Origin of the sequence: Exiguobacterium sp. s21, assembly GCF_018617975.1 — a bacterium.
Taxonomy (GTDB): Bacteria; Bacillota; Bacilli; order Exiguobacteriales; family Exiguobacteriaceae; genus Exiguobacterium; species Exiguobacterium mexicanum_A.
Window position 1 is genome coordinate 20,993 of the sequence record NZ_JACSLF010000015.1, and the last position, 17,449, is coordinate 38,441.

A 17,449-nucleotide genomic window follows, 5' to 3' on the forward strand; every position below is an offset into this window, starting at 1 on the left:
CCTGTTTAATAATTATTGTCTCTTCTGGCTAGTATCTACTATATGAAGAATTAAAGTTTGATTTCGATGTCAACACCTGATGGTAATTCGAGGCGCATAAGCGCATCAACCGTTTTTGGTGTTGGGTTAACGATGTCGATCAAGCGTTTGTGTGTACGCATCTCGAACTGCTCACGAGCATCTTTGTACTTGTGAACCGCACGAAGGATCGTGTAGATCGATTTTTCAGTTGGAAGCGGGATTGGTCCCGAAACCTTTGCACCTGAACGCTTCGCAGTATCAACGATTTTCTCAGCTGATTGATCGAGTACGCGATGGTCGTATGCTTTTAAACGAATACGGATTTTTTCATTTGCCATGTAAGTTTCCCTCCTTTGTCGCCTATTTTTAAAAATAGACAGTTCTCCGCGGAAATTTCCACACCGGCCATGGCAAAGCTGCCTGGCGTGTCATAACCTCCCGCTTCATCGCAGCGTGCTTGTGTCAGCAGAGGTATCCGATCATTGCAAATCAACGATTGGACCCGATTTCTGCTGTAAAGTCTCTCACCACTCGCACAAACACTTAATCATTATATCGAATCTACATATGAAATGCAAGATTTGATTTTTAAATTGCGCCGGATGTCTGATGAGTTGTTCAACGTTCACTAATGTAACAAGATTCGAACCCATTTGCAAGCTATTTTCCTTCTTTTGTTGAACTATTTGTTACAAGAACCGCCATGCCAACTCTACCTAGCGTTTCATACGTGATCCGAAGCGTTCCGTGACGGATTCGATAACCGAGGCTGGGGCTCGTTTCAAGCAGGTTTGGACGATCGTTTCATTCATTGGATGAGTCTCGAAGTATTGGCTTAACCGTTCAAGCTGATCGATACGGTTCATTACCGTATACAGTACGACCCACTCTTCGAGATGCATCCAACTGCCGACCGGTTCAATATATGGATGTGTATAGATCCCATCGGTGCACTTCATCCGAAAGCTGGCCATCACATCAATGTCTCCGCCCTCGAACTCATATTCGCCAAAATAGGTCGTCACGTAATCTGGATGAGGCGTCGACTCGACTTTCTTTCCAGCACGGCTCAGTACTTGATCGACTCGCTCGAATTGATCCGGTTCGACAAACACATCCAAGTCGTTCGCCGTTTCAATTAGCCCATGATGCTTCAGTAACGTCGACCCACCGAACCGACACGCGATCCCGTTCAGCCGACATAACGTTTCGACTTGCTTCTCCATCTTCGTCTCCCCTTTCGTTCGACATATGTCCCATCTTACCACGTCTTGCCACAAAACAAAAAAGCAGCCCGCAAAATGCGGACTGCTTGAAAGGTCAGTGAATCAATCGATTACTCGATGATTTCAGTTACTGAACCAGCGCCTACTGTACGGCCACCCTCACGGATTGAGAAACGTGTTCCGTCTTCGATCGCGATTGTAGAAATCAATTCGATCGTCAACTCGATGTTGTCTCCTGGCATTACCATTTCAGTACCTTCTGGAAGGTGAACGATACCTGTTACGTCAGTTGTACGGAAGTAGAACTGCGGACGGTAGTTCGCGAAGAATGGCGTGTGACGGCCACCCTCTTCTTTAGAAAGAACGTAGATTGAAGCTTTGAATTTTGAGTGCGGCGTGATTGAACCTGGCTTAGCAAGTACTTGTCCACGCTCGATGTCTTCACGTGATACACCACGGAGAAGAGCACCGATGTTGTCGCCAGCTTCAGCGTAGTCGAGAAGCTTACGGAACATCTCTACACCAGTACATACAGTTTTCTTAGTTTCTTCTGTAAGACCAACGATTTCAACTTCGTCGTTGACGCGGAGAACACCACGCTCAACACGACCAGTCGCTACAGTACCGCGACCAGTGATTGAGAATACGTCCTCAACTGGCATCATGAATTCTTTGTCCGTGTCACGAACTGGCTCAGGGATGTACTCATCAACTGCGTTCATGAGTTCCATGATTTTTTCTTCCCACTGAGCTTCGCCGTTAAGCGCGCCAAGTGCTGAACCTTTGATTACAGGGAGGTCGTCGCCTGGGAAGTCATATTCAGAAAGAAGTTCACGGATTTCCATTTCAACGAGCTCAAGGAGTTCTTCGTCGTCAACCATGTCAACTTTGTTCATGAATACGACGATGAAAGGAACACCTACTTGACGTGAAAGAAGGATGTGCTCACGTGTTTGTGGCATTGGGCCATCAGTTGCCGAAACAACGAGGATCGCGCCGTCCATTTGTGCAGCACCAGTGATCATGTTTTTAACATAGTCAGCGTGACCTGGGCAGTCAACGTGTGCATAGTGGCGTTTTTCTGTTTCGTACTCGATGTGAGCTGTTGCGATTGTGATACCGCGCTCACGCTCTTCAGGAGCACCATCGATTGCGTCAAACTTTGTAGCTGTTTTCCCTTGTGCTTTTGAAAGTACAGCTGAGATCGCTGCAGTCAAAGTTGTTTTACCGTGGTCGACGTGGCCGATTGTACCAACGTTAACGTGCGGTTTAGAACGGTCGAATTTTTCTTTACCCATTCTAGATTCCTCCTCTATTAGACAATTAGTTTTTTATTTAACTAGGAAGACGTAGGCTACTTTTAACATACGTCCTCCTTAGCTTACAACAATCAATTAAGCGTTACAACCGTTATTAGCCGTTCGCTTTTTTGATGATTTCTTCTGCGATTGACTTCGGTACTTCTTCGTAGTGATCGAAGTGCATCGAGTACGTTCCGCGTCCTTGCGTACGTGAACGAAGCGATGTCGCATAGCCAAACATTTCTGAAAGTGGAACCATTGCTTTAACGACTTGAGCGTTACCGCGTGCTTCCATACCTTCTACGCGTCCACGGCGTGACGTGACGTCACCCATGATGTCTCCCAAGTATTCTTCTGGGATGACAACTTCAACACGCATCATTGGCTCAAGGATAACAGCTTTCGCTTGCTCCTTAAGTTGTTTAACCGCCATCGAAGCAGCAACTTTAAACGCCATCTCGTTCGAGTCGACATCGTGGTACGATCCGAAGACGAGGGCAGCTTTAACGTCAACTACTGGGTAACCAGCGAGGATACCGTTTTCGAGAGCTTCTTCAATCCCGTTTTGAACAGCTGGGACGTATTCACGTGGTACAACACCACCGACGATCTTGTTCTCGAATGCGAATCCAGCGCCTTCTTCGTTCGGCTCGAATTCTACGACAACGTGACCGTACTGACCGCGTCCACCAGATTGACGTACGAATTTCGAATCGATCTTCGCAGCGCCACGGATTGTCTCACGGTAAGCAACTTGTGGTGCACCGACGTTTGCTTCTACTTTGAATTCGCGACGCATACGGTCAACGAGGATATCAAGGTGAAGCTCACCCATACCAGAGATGATCGTTTGACCAGTCTCTTGGTTTGTTTCAGTGCGGAAAGTTGGATCCTCTTCTGCGAGTTTCGCGAGGGCTTGACCCATCTTGTCTTGGTCAGCTTTCGATTTAGGCTCGATAGCGACCGAGATAACTGGTTCTGGGAATGTCATTGACTCGAGAACGACGTTGTCTTTCTCTGAGCAAAGTGTATCACCAGTCGTAGTATCTTTGAGACCAACAGCCGCGGCGATGTCACCAGCGTATACCATTGGAATCTCTTCACGGCTGTTCGCGTGCATTTGAAGGATACGACCGAGGCGCTCACGCTTGCCTTTAGTCGAGTTCTTCACATACGAACCAGCTTGTGCTGTACCAGAGTACACACGGAAGAACGTCAATTTACCGACGTAAGGATCCGTCATGACTTTGAACGCAAGTGCCGAGAACGGCGCGTCATCTGAAGGCTCACGCGTGATTTCTTCTTCTGTGTCGAGGTTGATCCCTTTGATTGACTCAACATCAACTGGTGATGGGAGGTAATCAACAACAGCGTTCAACATCAATTGAACACCTTTGTTTTTGAAGGCCGAACCAACGAGTACAGGGTAGAATTCTACGCTGAGTGTTGCTTTACGAATACCAGCTTTGAGTTCGTCGATTGAGATCTCTTCGCCTTCGAGGTATTTCATCATCAACTCTTCGTTGTAGTCTGCGACCGCTTCGATCAATTGACCGCGAAGTTCTTCAGCTTGGTCAGCCATGTCAGCTGGGAAGCCATCTGTTACTTCGATGTCAGTACCGAGGTCGTTCGAGTACATGTACGTCTTCATTTCGACGAGGTCGACGATTCCTTTGAATTCGTCTTCCGCACCGATTGGAAGTTGGATTGGGTGTGCATTTGCATGCAAGCGCTCGTGAAGTGTTTTCACCGAGTACAAGAAGTCCGCACCGATCTTATCCATCTTGTTGACGAATACGACACGTGGAACACCGTAAGTCGTCGCTTGACGCCATACAGTTTCTGTTTGTGGTTCAACACCTGACTGAGCGTCAAGTACTGCAACTGCGCCATCAAGTACACGGAGTGAACGTTCAACTTCAACCGTGAAGTCTACGTGTCCAGGTGTATCGATGATGTTTACACGGTGGCCATTCCACTGTGCAGTTGTCGCAGCAGAAGTGATCGTGATTCCACGCTCTTGCTCCTGCTCCATCCAGTCCATTTGTGAAGCTCCTTCATGAGTTTCACCAATTTTATGGATACGACCCGTGTAATAAAGAATACGTTCAGTTGTTGTCGTCTTACCGGCATCGATGTGAGCCATGATCCCGATGTTACGAGTATTCTTTAGGGAGAATTCTCTTGCCATACTGGGTATTCTCCTTCCGCATGTGTTTTTCGTGTGCTGGCACACGATATGATTATACCCGAAAGCCACTCCATTAAGCCACCGCTTGGTGACGTGGAGTGGTCTTTACGTTTAACTTACCAACGATAGTGAGCAAACGCTTTGTTCGCTTCTGCCATCTTATGCATGTCTTCGCGTTTCTTAACAGACGCACCAGTGTTATTGGCTGCATCCATGATTTCATTCGCGATACGTTGCTCCATCGTTTTCTCGTTGCGGAGACGAGCGTAGTTCACGAGGTAACGAAGACCAAGTGTCGTACGGCGCTCTGGACGAACTTCAACAGGAACTTGGTAGTTTGCTCCACCAACACGGCGAGCTTTAACTTCAAGTACAGGCATGATGTTGTTCATTGCTTCTTCGAACACTTCCATAGGCTCTTTGCCTGAGCGTTCAGCGATGAGGCCAAATGCGTTGTAAATGATAGTTTGAGCTGTACCTTTTTTACCGTCTAACATGACACGGTTAATGAGGCGAGTTACCAATTTCGAGTTGTAGATCGGATCTGCGATAACGTCACGACGTTCTGCACGGTTTTTACGCATCCGAGTACCCTCCTTTCAAAATTTCAGTAGTTTTTAGTTTTGCGAGAATTACTTCTTCGCAGCTTTCGGACGTTTCGTACCGTATTTAGAACGGCCTTGCATACGTCCGTCAACACCTGCAGTGTCAAGCGCACCACGAACGATGTGGTAACGTACCCCTGGTAAGTCTTTTACACGTCCTCCACGGATAAGAACAACGCTGTGCTCTTGAAGGTTGTGGCCAATACCTGGAATGTACGCAGTCACTTCGATTTGGTTAGTCAAACGAACACGAGCATACTTACGTAATGCCGAGTTCGGTTTCTTCGGAGTCATTGTACCAACACGTGTACAAACACCACGTTTCTGTGGCGAGCTCACGTTAGTTTGTGACTTGATGAAACTGTTGTAACCTTTGTTAAGTGCTGGAGAGTCAGATTTAACGACTTTCGATTTACGTCCTTTACGGACTAACTGGTTGATAGTAGGCATCTTTGAAGATCCTCCCTTCCTGAATTATGCTATTTTCTAGACCCACCGACCCGGGTGGTTCATTTAAGGTCATAACGAAACGCTTTTACGAGGCGTAGGCATTCCATGACCTCGCAAAAACGTGAGTTATACCTTGAAAGTGGCAATAATAGCAGCCAAACCTTTCCGAAGAAAGATCGGGTGACGTCCGAGTAGCTTGCCGACTGCTGGACACCGTTGTCATCGACAACAACCGATTGGCGGCACTAAATCATAGTAGCACCGCCAACCTATGCTGTCAAGACGTTTTTATTCTACAGTCGTGTCTTCGAGGACGGCTTTCGTCTCATCTTCTTTGAGCTGTACATCGCGGTAAACCGGCATCCCAGTACCAGCTGGAACGAGTTTCCCGATGATGACGTTCTCTTTGAGTCCGAGAAGATAGTCGCGCTTGCCTTTGATGGCAGCATCTGTCAACACACGAGTTGTTTCTTGGAACGAAGCGGCCGAGAGGAACGAATCTGTCTCAAGCGACGCTTTCGTGATTCCGAGAAGGACCGGTTTCGCTGTTGCCGGGCTCTTGCCTTCGCGGAGCGCATCTTTACATGCTTCTTTGAAGACGCTGATGTCGACGAGCGAACCAGGGAGGAGCGGCGTATCACCAGACTCGATGACTTTGACGCGGCGAAGCATTTGGCGAACCATAACTTCGACGTGTTTGTCGCCGATCTCTACCCCTTGCATCCGGTAAACTTTTTGTACTTCTTGGAGAAGGTAGTTTTGTACGCCAGATACACCACGGACGGCGAGCAATTCTTTCGGATCGATCGAACCTTCCGTGAAGACTTCCCCAGCTTCTACCGTATCTCCGATTTGAACACGAAGACGTGCTCCAAACGGAATCGTGTACGTACGTGTCTCGCTAAGTCCTTCGACCGTGAGTTCACGTTTGTCACGCGATTCTGTGAAATCGATGACCGTACCCGGGATTTCCGAGATGACCGCTTGCCCTTTCGGGTTACGAGCCTCAAACACCTCTTGGATACGCGGAAGACCTTGTGTGATATCATCTCCGGCTACCCCACCTGTGTGGAAGGTACGCATTGTAAGCTGCGTTCCTGGCTCACCGATTGATTGCGCGGCGATGATTCCGACAGCTTCGCCGACTTCAACGTTCGAGCCAGTCGCCAAGTTGCGGCCGTAACATTTTTTACATACGCCGTGTGACGTGTTACATGTAAAGGCTGTCCGGATTTCAACTCGTTCGATTCCAGCGTCGACGATGTCGCGAGCGAGATCTTCGGTAATCAATTGGTTCTTCTCGACCATGACTTCACCCGTTTTCGGATGTGCCACTGTCTCGAACGCTGTACGGCCGACGAGGCGGTCATACAAGTTTTCGATTTCTTCCGTGCCTTCGCGGAGAGCGGCGACGCGGATACCGCGGTCCGTTCCACAATCTTCTTCACGGATGATGACATCTTGGGCTACGTCAACGAGACGACGTGTCAAGTAACCTGAGTCAGCCGTCTTAAGGGCTGTATCGGCAAGACCTTTACGCGCACCGTGTGTCGAGATGAAGTATTCCTGTACCGTCAGACCTTCACGGAATGAAGATTTGATCGGAAGTTCGATGATGCGGCCAGATGGAGCGGCCATCAAACCACGCATCCCTGCGAGCTGCGTGAAGTTGGACGCGTTACCACGGGCACCTGAGTCAGACATCATGAAGATTGGGTTCAAGCGATTGAGGGATTTCATCAATCGTGATTGAATCTCATCTTTCGCTTCGTTCCAAGAGCGTACAACGCGCTCGTAACGCTCATCTTCAGTGATGAGACCGCGGCGGAATGACTTCATGATTTGATCGACTTGGGCTTGCGCTTCATCGAGAATTTCTTGTTTGTCCGGAAGAACGATGATATCAGCGATTCCGACCGTCACACCGGCTTTCGTCGAGTGTTTGAAGCCGAGATCTTTCATCCGGTCAAGCATGCGGCTTGTTTCAGTCGTTTCAAACTTCTGGAACACTTCCGCGATGACTTTTCCAAGGAATCCTTTTTTGAACGGTTCGATGAGTGGACGTGAGGCAATTTCTTCCGCCACGTTGGCACCTTTGTCGATGAAGTACTTATCAGGCGTTGCTTCCTGCAAGTTTTCCATCGTCGGTTCGTTCAAGTATGGGAACGTGTTCGGTAAAATCTCGTTAAAGATCATCTTACCGACCGTTGTGATCAACAATTTCTCGTTTTGCTCATCTGTGAACGTCGGGTTGTTGAGCGTCCGTGCCGGAAGAGCCACACGTGTATGCAAGTGGACGTAGCCATTTTGATACGCAATGAGCGCTTCGTTCACGTTCGACAACACTTTCCCTTGTCCGATGGCATCGTCGCGTTCAAGCGAGATGTAGTAGTTACCGAGGACCATATCCTGCGATGGTGTAACGACTGGTTTTCCATCTTTCGGGTTCAAGATGTTTTGCGCCGCGAGCATAAGAAGACGAGCTTCGGCTTGCGCTTCGGCAGAAAGTGGTACGTGGACCGCCATTTGGTCACCATCGAAGTCGGCGTTGTAGGCCGTACATACGAGCGGGTGAAGACGAATCGCACGACCCTCGACGAGAATCGGTTCGAAAGCTTGAATCCCTAGGCGGTGAAGCGTAGGGGCACGGTTCAAGAGAACCGGGTGCTCACGAATGACTTCTTCGAGGACGCCCCAGATTTCTGGTTGCATCTTCTCAATCTTACGTTTGGCGTTCTTGATGTTCGAAGCAATGCCGCGACCGACAAGTTCTTTCATCACGAACGGTTTGAAGAGTTCAAGCGCCATCTCTTTCGGGAGACCACACTGGTACATCTTCAAGTTCGGTCCAACGACGATAACTGAACGTCCTGAATAGTCGACCCGTTTACCAAGAAGGTTTTGACGGAAACGACCTTGTTTTCCTTTCAACATGTGTGAAAGTGATTTCAATGGACGGTTACCTGGACCTGTTACCGGACGACCACGACGACCATTGTCGATGAGGGCGTCAACCGCTTCTTGAAGCATACGCTTCTCGTTTTGCACGATGATGTTCGGCGCGCCGAGGTCGAGCAAACGTTTGAGACGGTTGTTACGGTTGATGACTCGACGATATAGATCGTTCAAGTCAGATGTCGCAAAGCGTCCACCGTCGAGCTGCACCATCGGGCGAAGCTCAGGCGGAATGACAGGAAGTACTTCGAGGATCATCCAATCTGGATCATTGCCTGATGTGAAGAATGCATCGAGCACTTCAAGGCGTTTAATCGCACGTGTACGACGCTGACCTTGAACTGTCTTCAATTCTTCGCGGAGTTCTCCTACTTCCTTCTCGAGTTGTACGTCTTGAAGGAGTTTCCGGATCGCTTCCGCACCCATGTCTGCTTTGAAGTCACTACCGTATTTTTCACGGTAGAGACGATATTCTTTTTCCGAGAGAAGTTGTTTCTTCTCGAGCGGAGTGTCACCTGGCTCCGTCACGACGTACGACGCGAAGTAGATCACTTCTTCGAGTGCACGTGGTGACATGTCGAGAACAAGCCCCATTCGGCTTGGAATCCCTTTGAAGTACCAGATGTGCGAAACTGGTGCCGCGAGCTCGATATGGCCCATACGCTCGCGACGCACTTTCGCTTTCGTCACTTCAACGCCACAGCGGTCACAAATGACTCCTTTATAACGGATCCGTTTGTACTTTCCGCAGTAACATTCCCAGTCTTTCGTAGGACCGAAGATTCGTTCACAGAACAATCCGTCCTTCTCTGGTTTGAGTGTACGATAGTTGATCGTTTCCGGCTTTTTGACTTCCCCGTAAGACCACGAACGGATCTTCTCAGGTGAAGCCAAGCCGATTTTCATATATTCAAATCGATTAACATCTACCAAGGGGCCGACCTCCCTTTTCGCCTTATTCCTCTTCCGTAACAGTCGGTTGAACGACTTGTTCTAACGCCGATGTTGCGTTCGGGATGTTGTCGTCATCTTCATCTTTCATTTCAACTTCTTCATCGTCCGCAGACATCATCTTGACTTCCATACCGAGCGCTTGGAGCTCTTTGATCAAGACGCGGAACGACTCAGGAACGCCCGCTTTCGGAACGCTCTCACCTTTCACGATGGCCTCGTATGCTTTCACACGGCCAACCGTGTCATCCGACTTGATTGTAAGGATCTCTTGGAGCGTGTAGGCTGCGCCGTACGCTTCAAGTGCCCATACTTCCATCTCACCGAAACGCTGTCCACCGAACTGTGCTTTACCACCGAGCGGTTGTTGTGTGACGAGCGAGTATGGTCCTGTCGAACGAGCGTGAAGTTTATCATCAACCATGTGCGCGAGTTTGATCATATACATGACACCGACCGAGACGCGGTTATCGAACGCTTCACCAGTACGACCGTCATAGAGACGAGTCTTGGCATCTTTGTCCATTCCAGCTTCTTCAATCGTTGCCCATACGTCTTCCTCACGCGCACCATCGAATACAGGTGTCGCCACTTTGATGCCGAGCTTTTTAGCCGCCATTCCAAGGTGGAGTTCGAGTACCTGACCGATGTTCATCCGTGATGGTACACCTAGTGGGTTAAGCATGATGTCAATCGGTGTGCCGTCCGGCATGTATGGCATGTCTTCTTCAGGGAGGATCCGCGAGATAACACCTTTGTTACCGTGACGTCCCGCCATCTTATCCCCTTCGTGAATCTTACGTTTTTGAACGATGTAGACACGAACCATTTGGTTCACGCCTGGTGAGAGTTCGTCACCATTTTCACGATCGAACACTTTGACGTCCAAGATGATACCGTCGCCGCCGTTTGGTACACGGAGTGACGTATCACGGACTTCACGTGCTTTCTCACCGAAGATCGCGTGCAAGAGACGCTCTTCCGCCGTCAATTCAGTCACGCCTTTAGGCGTTACTTTACCGACGAGGATATCGCCATCCTTGACTTCCGCACCGATGCGGATGATTCCACGATCGTCCAAGTTGCGAAGCGCGTCATCGCCGACGTTTGGAATATCACGTGTGATTTCCTCAGGTCCGAGTTTCGTGTCGCGTGATTCTGACTCGTACTCTTCGATATGAATCGATGTGTACACGTCATCTTTCACGAGACGCTCACTCATGATGATCGCATCCTCATAGTTGTAACCGTCCCATGTCATGAAGGCGACAACGACGTTACGGCCGAGCGCGAGCTCACCCATATCCATCGATGGACCGTCAGCAAGGATTTCTCCTTTTTCGACACGGTCGCCAGCAGCGATGATCGGCTTCTGGTTGTAGCATGTCCCTTGGTTCGAACGGACATACTTTTGAAGTTTGTAGCGGTCAAGGTCACCCGACACCTCAGAACCGTTCACGTCAGACGTGCGGCGGACCAAGATTTCGCGCGCTGTGACACGCTCGACGACACCTGGGAATTTCGCGATAATCGCGGCTCCAGAGTCTTTCGCTGACACGTACTCCATACCAGTACCGATAATCGGTGAATCAGGTTGGAGAAGCGGTACAGCTTGACGTTGCATGTTCGCTCCCATGAGGGCACGGTTCGAGTCATCGTTCTCGAGGAACGGGATACATGCCGTCGCGGCAGAAACAACCTGTTTCGGCGAAACGTCCATGTAATCGACTCGGTTCGGCTCAACTGACAAGTTTTGTCCGCGGAAACGGCAAAGGACTTGTTCGTTGGCGAAACCGCCTTCTTCTGTGAGCGGCATGTTCGCCTGGGCGACGACGTAGAGATCTTCTTCATCCGCCGTCATATATTGAATCTCGTTCGTGACGAGACCTGTTTCTGGGTCGACTCGACGGTACGGTGCTTCGATGAAGCCGTACTCGTTTACTTTCGCATAAGACGAAAGCGAGTTGATGAGACCGATGTTCGGTCCTTCTGGTGTTTCGATTGGACACATCCGACCGTAGTGCGAATAGTGAACATCTCGAACTTCGAAACCGGCACGCTCACGTGTCAAACCACCCGGTCCAAGTGCAGAGAGACGACGCTTGTGCGTGAGCTCTGCGAGCGGGTTTGTTTGGTCCATGAACTGTGACAACTGCGAGCTACCAAAGAACTCTTTTAGCGACGCGATTACCGGGCGAATGTTGATGAGTGCCTGTGGTGTGATCGCATTTTGATCTTGAATCGACATCCGCTCTTTAACAACACGTTCCATACGAGAAAGCCCAATCCGGAATTGGTTTTGGAGAAGTTCTCCGACTGAACGAAGACGACGGTTTCCTAGGTGGTCGATGTCATCTGTTGTTCCGACTTCGTGTAGCAAGTTAAAGAAGTAGTTGATCGATGCGATGATATCAGCCGGCGTGATGTGTTTCACGCTGCGGTCGATACTGCCGTTACCGATAATGTTCAAGATACGCTCTCCATCTGGGTCATCTGGTGAGATAACTTTGATCGATTGAAGACCGAACGGTTCACCTTCAGCGACGCCGCCTGTCGGCTCAGCATCCATATAACCGAGGCCGTTTTCCAAATGTGGAAGAACGCGGTCAAGGTTGCGACGATCGAGGATTGTTCCAGCTTCAGCGATGACTTCGCCTGTTTCTGGGTCAACGAGCGTCTCGGCCAATTTTTGACCGAAGAGACGGTTTTTAAGATGAAGTTTTTTGTTCATCTTGTAGCGACCGACGTTTGCAAGGTCGTAACGTTTTGGGTCGAAGAAACGAGATACGAGAAGTGACTTCGCGTTCTCAACCGTTGGTGGTTCACCAGGGCGGAGACGTTCGTAAATTTCGATCAACGCTTTTTCTGTTGATTCTGTATTATCTTTTTCAAGGGTATTGCGAAGATATTCATCATCCCCGAGAAGGTCGATAATCTCTTGGTCCGTACCGAATCCGAGGGCACGCAACAACACCGTTACCGGGATCTTACGGGTACGGTCGATACGAACGTAAACGATATCTTTGGCATCTGTCTCAAGTTCGAGCCATGCACCGCGGTTCGGAATGACTGTCGCACCGAAACCACGCTTACCGTTTTTATCGAGTTTGGCGTTGTAATAAACGCTCGGCGAACGAACAAGCTGGGAAACGATAACGCGTTCTGCACCGTTAATGATAAATGTTCCCGATTCTGTCATGAGTGGGAAATCTCCCATGAACACTTCTTGTTCTTTGAGCTCACCTGTTTCTTTGTTTTGTAGACGTACTTTTACGCGCAATGGCGCAGAGTAAGTAACGTCTCGCTCCTTCGATTCATCAATCGAATACTTCGGCTCACTGAGCGAATAATCGATGAACTCGAGCACAAGGTTTCCAGTGAAGTCGGAGATTGGCGAAATGTCCGTAAACATCTCTTTCAATCCTTCACGTAAGAACCACTCGTAAGAAGCAGTTTGAATTTCAATCAAATTCGGAAGCTCTAATACCTCACTGATACGGGCAAAGCTTCTTCTCTGACGGTGACGACCGTACTGAACAAGTTGACCAGTCAACTGATTCACCTCTCAGACCCCCAATTCTCTATCGAATTTTTCGGGCGTAATAATCGAACATTGTCATTGAATGTCGTCTCTTTTCCGCGTCTAAAAAGCGGCAAACGCGGCAGTTCAAGGCGAATTCCATTCCAATGGCATTTTATAATGTTAGCATATACGTTATAGCGAGTCAACAAGACTTCACCGTTTGTCAAGAGCGAATTGCTCGGAAAATGAAATAGCCTTTTTCTTTCACAACCGTCTCGACTTGACCAAACACATCTTCAAGCAACTTCTTGGCAGAAGGCGCTCCTTGTTTCTTTTGGATGACGACATAGAGCGCTCCACCTACGACGAGATGCGCATGCGCGCCTCGCAGAATCGTGTGGACCACTTGCTTTCCGGCCCGAATTGGCGGATTGGTCACGATTGCGGCGAACTGTTCGTCACCGACCGCGTCGTAAGCGTGGCTGAGCCGCGTCTCGATCGTCACTCCGTTCTGGGCGGCGTTTTGCTCTGACAAGGCAAGCGCTCGCTCGTTCACGTCGACGAGGAGTGCTTCACGCCCAGAGGCGTCGGCAAGCGAGATCCCCATCGGACCGTAGCCACAGCCCACATCTAAAATGCGCCCTTCGACGTCAGGCACTTCAAATGATTCGATTAAGAGACGTGACCCAAAATCGACCGATCCTTTCGAGAACACGCCGCGGTCCGAGGTGAAGCGATATGTCTTCCCTCGCAACTCGTACGTCCATGTCTCAGGGGCACTTTTCGAACTAGGGTCGTTCGTATAGTAATGATCTCCCATGCATTGAACCTCCTAACCCACTCTTCAAGGAAATAAAAGAAGCTCGCCATAGCGAGCTTCTATAGGTTGTGAAGTAAAAGTTGGATTACTTAACTTCGACAGTTGCGCCAGCTTCTTCAAGCTTAGCTTTGACTGCGTCTGCGTCTTCTTTAGAAACGCCTTCTTTGACTGGAGCCGGAGTTCCGTCAACGAGTGCTTTCGCTTCTTTAAGACCGAGGCCTGTAAGTTCACGAACTGCTTTGATGACGTTGATTTTACCAGCGCCAGCGTTTGTGAGGATTACGTCGAATTCAGTTTGCTCTTCAGCTGCTGCTGCGCCTGCACCTGCAACTGCTACTGGAGCTGCTGCTGATACGCCGAATTCTTCTTCGATTGTTTTTACGAGTTCGTTAAGTTCGAGAACCGTCATTGATTTGAGGTCTTCGATGAATTGCTCTTTGTTGAAAGCCATTATGGTTTTCCTCCTTTGATGTTGTAAAGATTGGTTTTGGTTACGCTACGAGACAAAAATTAAGCAGTTTGCTCTTCTTTTTGTTCTGCGATTGCGTTTGTTGCGACTGCGAGCCCACGGATTGGAGCTTGAAGGACGCTGAGAAGCATCGAGAGAAGACCATCGCGTGATGGAAGTTCTGCAAGGGCTTTAACATCTTCGAGTGAAGTTACTTTGCCTTCGATGATTCCGCCTTTCAATTCGAGCGCTTTGTGCTCTTTCGAGAAGTCGTTCAAGATCTTCGCTGGGGCAACAACGTCTTCGTTAGAGAAGGCGATTGCTGTAGGACCTGTGAAGACTTCGTCAAGACCTTCGAAGTTCGACTGAACTGCCGCGCGGCGAAGAAGACCGTTTTTGTATACTTTGAACTCGATTCCAGCGTCACGGAGTGATTTACGGAGTGTAGTCACTTCTTCAACTGTAAGTCCACGGTAGTCAACAACGATTGTTCCGACGCTCGCTTGCATTTTTTCAGCGATCTCATCGACGAGTGCCGATTTTTGAGATACGATTTTTTCGCTTGCCATGTGTTTGCACCTCCTAGTCAATTCTTATACCGGACGAGAGGCTGCTCTCCAAAAAGAAATCCCTCGTATGAAGACATACGAGGGCGTAATTGTTTGAAAGTAAACCTGTGACAACAGGCTCAAGTTCGAGCAAAGACACCTCGGAAGGGTTTACGGACCGATGTCCACCTTCTGTCTACGGTAATCCAACATATTCGGTTGAACGTGTATTACTTTAACAGCGGTATCACACGTTGTCAACAGTTTATTTCAAGTAGATTACTTGATGAAGTCGGCAGTCGCGACACGGATTCCAGGACCCATTGTCGAAGAAAGCGCGATGTTTTTAAGGTAAGTTCCTTTTGCAGTAGCAGGCTTCACTTTCATGAGTGTCTCGATGATTGTCTCGATGTTCTCAGAGAGTTTTGTTGCTTCAAATGACTTCTTACCAACTGGTACGTGGATGTTACCGGCTTTATCAACGCGGTATTCTACTTTACCAGCTTTGATGTCCGCGATTGCTTTCGCAACGTCGAACGTGACTGTGCCTGTTTTCGGGTTAGGCATGAGGCCTTTTGGTCCGAGAACGCGACCAAGTTTACCAACTTCACCCATCATGTCAGGTGTCGCAACGATTACATCGAAGTCGAACCATCCTTGTTGGATTTTAGTGATGAACTCAGAGTCACCGACGTAGTCAGCGCCAGCCGCTTCAGCTTCTTTAACTTTTTCGCCTTTTGCGAAGACGAGAACTTTTTGTGTTTTACCAGTACCGTGTGGAAGTACGACGGCACCGCGGATTTGTTGGTCCGCTTTCTTCGGATCTACGCCGAGACGGACAGCAACTTCGATTGTTTCATCGAATTTAGCAGTAGCTGTTTTCTGAACGAGTTCAACGGCCTCAGCGAGTTCGTATGACTTCATGCGGTCAACAAGCTTAGCTGCTTCTTGGTGTTTTTTACCCATGATTCTTTTCCTCCTTGTGGTTAGCGGAATTTCCTCCCACATAATGAAGGGATTGAAGGTGAGCATAATATTCACCGACAATCCCAGAGACTAATAAATTAGTCTTCGATTACAATACCCATACTACGCGCAGTACCTTCAACCATAAGCATCGCTGTTTCAACAGACGACGCGTTAAGGTCAGGCATTTTAAGTTCAGCGATTTCGCGAACTTTATCACGCTTAACCGTTGCTACCTTCTTACGGTTTGGTTCACCAGAACCGCTCTCGATACCAGCAGCTTTCTTCAAAAGAACTGCAGCTGGTGGAGTTTTCGTAATGAATGTAAACGAACGATCTTCGTATACCGTAATGACTACAGGAATAATCAATCCGGCTTGGTCTTGTGTACGAGCGTTGAACTCTTTACAGAATCCCATGATGTTAACACCTGCTTGACCAAGTGCTGGACCTACTGGTGGTGCTGGGTTAGCTTTACCAGCTGGGATTTGAAGTTTAACGAGTTTAGTAACTTTTTTCGCCACGAGACACACCTCCTTAAGTCTAAAATGTGGTTTCTTGGACGTTGTGCGCCCTCCCACTCAATCTATTAGGTCGAGTTTGTACCGAAATATAGCACAACATCAAACATTTCCGATTGTACCATCCGTTTCCGAGAATGGCAAGTGGGTATTAGTTAATTTTCTGAACTTGTTCGAAATCAAGCTCAATTTTTGTTTCACGGCCGAACATGTCAACGACAACTTTGAGCTTCTCTTTATCGGCTTCGATTTCATCAATCGTTCCTTCGAAGTTCTCAAATGCGCCTTCTTTGACACGGACGAGGTCGCCGAGTTCGTAGTTGTAACGATCTTTCTTCTCGATGAGACCCATCTGTGACAAGACGTTCGTCACTTCGTCCGGTTGAAGCGGGATCGGCTTGGCGCCGCCGCCCGTTGAACCGAGGAAGCCGGTGACGTTCGGCGTGTTCCGCACGACGTACCACGAGTCGTCAGTCATGACCATCTCGACGAAGACGTAACCTGGGAAGCTCTTCACTTCTTTTTCTTTAATCTTCTTCTCGCCACTCTTGAGCGTGACTTCTTCTTGCGTTGTTTCAGTCGGAACGAGGACGCGGAAAATTTTATCTTCCATGTTCATCGAACCGATCCGACGTTCTAGGTTTTCTTTGACGTTGTTTTCAAATCCAGAATACGTCTGGACAACAAACCATTGTTTCTCCACGGCTTTCACCTCTTTCCTTAGTTGATTAATAGGTTGACGAGATAGCTGACACCAGTATCTACGCCGAACACGAACAGGCCGATCACGACGACCGTCGCGATGACCGTGATGGTATATTTTGTGAGCTCTTTACGAGTCGGCCAACTCGTTTTCTTTAACTCTTTCCATACATCGCGCAAAAAGTTCATGGTAGCTTCCTCCTACGTTGAATGCCAATCTA

Annotated in this window: 15 protein-coding genes and 1 other annotated feature; all 15 genes read right to left on the reverse strand. The window is 48.7% G+C overall.

Translation table 11 applies throughout. From position 1 onward, the window contains the following. Nucleotides 1-50 precede the first annotated feature (50 nt). Nucleotides 51-359, reverse strand: coding sequence for a 30S ribosomal protein S10 (gene rpsJ, locus KNP06_RS13860; protein WP_012727678.1), 309 nt, complete (start codon nucleotides 357-359; stop codon nucleotides 51-53). Nucleotides 360-737: 378 nt separating this feature from the next. Further along, the gene (locus KNP06_RS13865; protein WP_214789417.1) at nucleotides 738-1,247 is read right to left on the reverse strand and encodes a nucleotidyltransferase family protein; all 510 of its coding nucleotides are present in this window, start codon (nucleotides 1,245-1,247) and stop codon (nucleotides 738-740) included. A 110-nt stretch (nucleotides 1,248-1,357) separates the two neighbouring features. After that, nucleotides 1,358-2,545, reverse strand: coding sequence for an elongation factor Tu (tuf, locus tag KNP06_RS13870; protein ID WP_131437953.1), 1,188 nt, complete (start codon nucleotides 2,543-2,545; stop codon nucleotides 1,358-1,360). Between the two features lie 115 nt (nucleotides 2,546-2,660). Continuing rightward, the gene (gene fusA / locus KNP06_RS13875; RefSeq protein WP_214755078.1) at nucleotides 2,661-4,739 is read right to left on the reverse strand and encodes an elongation factor G; all 2,079 of its coding nucleotides are present in this window, start codon (nucleotides 4,737-4,739) and stop codon (nucleotides 2,661-2,663) included. Between the two features lie 116 nt (nucleotides 4,740-4,855). After that, the gene (rpsG, locus tag KNP06_RS13880; protein WP_021066600.1) at nucleotides 4,856-5,323 is read right to left on the reverse strand and encodes a 30S ribosomal protein S7; all 468 of its coding nucleotides are present in this window, start codon (nucleotides 5,321-5,323) and stop codon (nucleotides 4,856-4,858) included. A 48-nt stretch (nucleotides 5,324-5,371) separates the two neighbouring features. After that, nucleotides 5,372-5,794, reverse strand: coding sequence for a 30S ribosomal protein S12 (gene rpsL / locus KNP06_RS13885; RefSeq protein WP_012727683.1), 423 nt, complete (start codon nucleotides 5,792-5,794; stop codon nucleotides 5,372-5,374). Nucleotides 5,795-6,082: 288 nt separating this feature from the next. After that, on the reverse strand, nucleotides 6,083-9,682 hold the full coding sequence (gene rpoC, locus KNP06_RS13890) for a DNA-directed RNA polymerase subunit beta' (protein ID WP_214789420.1): 3,600 nt from the start codon (nucleotides 9,680-9,682) through the stop codon (nucleotides 6,083-6,085). 22 nt (nucleotides 9,683-9,704) lie between these two features. Beyond that, nucleotides 9,705-13,253, reverse strand: a complete 3,549-nt coding sequence (gene rpoB, locus KNP06_RS13895; RefSeq protein WP_214789434.1) for a DNA-directed RNA polymerase subunit beta — start codon at nucleotides 13,251-13,253, stop codon at nucleotides 9,705-9,707. Between the two features lie 193 nt (nucleotides 13,254-13,446). Beyond that, nucleotides 13,447-14,043 carry a class I SAM-dependent methyltransferase gene (locus KNP06_RS13900; protein ID WP_034781715.1) on the reverse strand — a complete coding sequence of 199 codons (597 nt, stop codon included), beginning with the start codon at nucleotides 14,041-14,043 and terminating at the stop codon, nucleotides 13,447-13,449. An 85-nt stretch (nucleotides 14,044-14,128) separates the two neighbouring features. Continuing rightward, a complete protein-coding gene (gene rplL / locus KNP06_RS13905; RefSeq protein ID WP_024372175.1) occupies nucleotides 14,129-14,494 on the reverse strand; it encodes a 50S ribosomal protein L7/L12 in 366 nt (121 codons plus the stop codon). Nucleotides 14,495-14,553: 59 nt separating this feature from the next. Further along, a complete protein-coding gene (gene rplJ / locus KNP06_RS13910) occupies nucleotides 14,554-15,060 on the reverse strand; it encodes a 50S ribosomal protein L10 (protein WP_214789423.1) in 507 nt (168 codons plus the stop codon). Nucleotides 15,061-15,105: 45 nt separating this feature from the next. Continuing rightward, nucleotides 15,106-15,259 (reverse strand) — a sequence feature (ribosomal protein L10 leader region). Nucleotides 15,260-15,318: 59 nt separating this feature from the next. Next, the gene (rplA, locus tag KNP06_RS13915) at nucleotides 15,319-16,005 is read right to left on the reverse strand and encodes a 50S ribosomal protein L1 (RefSeq protein ID WP_034781720.1); all 687 of its coding nucleotides are present in this window, start codon (nucleotides 16,003-16,005) and stop codon (nucleotides 15,319-15,321) included. Between the two features lie 98 nt (nucleotides 16,006-16,103). Beyond that, a complete protein-coding gene (gene rplK, locus KNP06_RS13920) occupies nucleotides 16,104-16,529 on the reverse strand; it encodes a 50S ribosomal protein L11 (protein WP_021066593.1) in 426 nt (141 codons plus the stop codon). A 148-nt stretch (nucleotides 16,530-16,677) separates the two neighbouring features. After that, nucleotides 16,678-17,229 carry a transcription termination/antitermination protein NusG gene (gene nusG, locus KNP06_RS13925; protein ID WP_034781725.1) on the reverse strand — a complete coding sequence of 184 codons (552 nt, stop codon included), beginning with the start codon at nucleotides 17,227-17,229 and terminating at the stop codon, nucleotides 16,678-16,680. Between the two features lie 17 nt (nucleotides 17,230-17,246). After that, complete coding sequence (secE, locus tag KNP06_RS13930; protein ID WP_012727692.1) at nucleotides 17,247-17,417, reverse strand: preprotein translocase subunit SecE; 171 nt, start codon at nucleotides 17,415-17,417, stop codon at nucleotides 17,247-17,249. Nucleotides 17,418-17,449 lie beyond the last annotated feature (32 nt).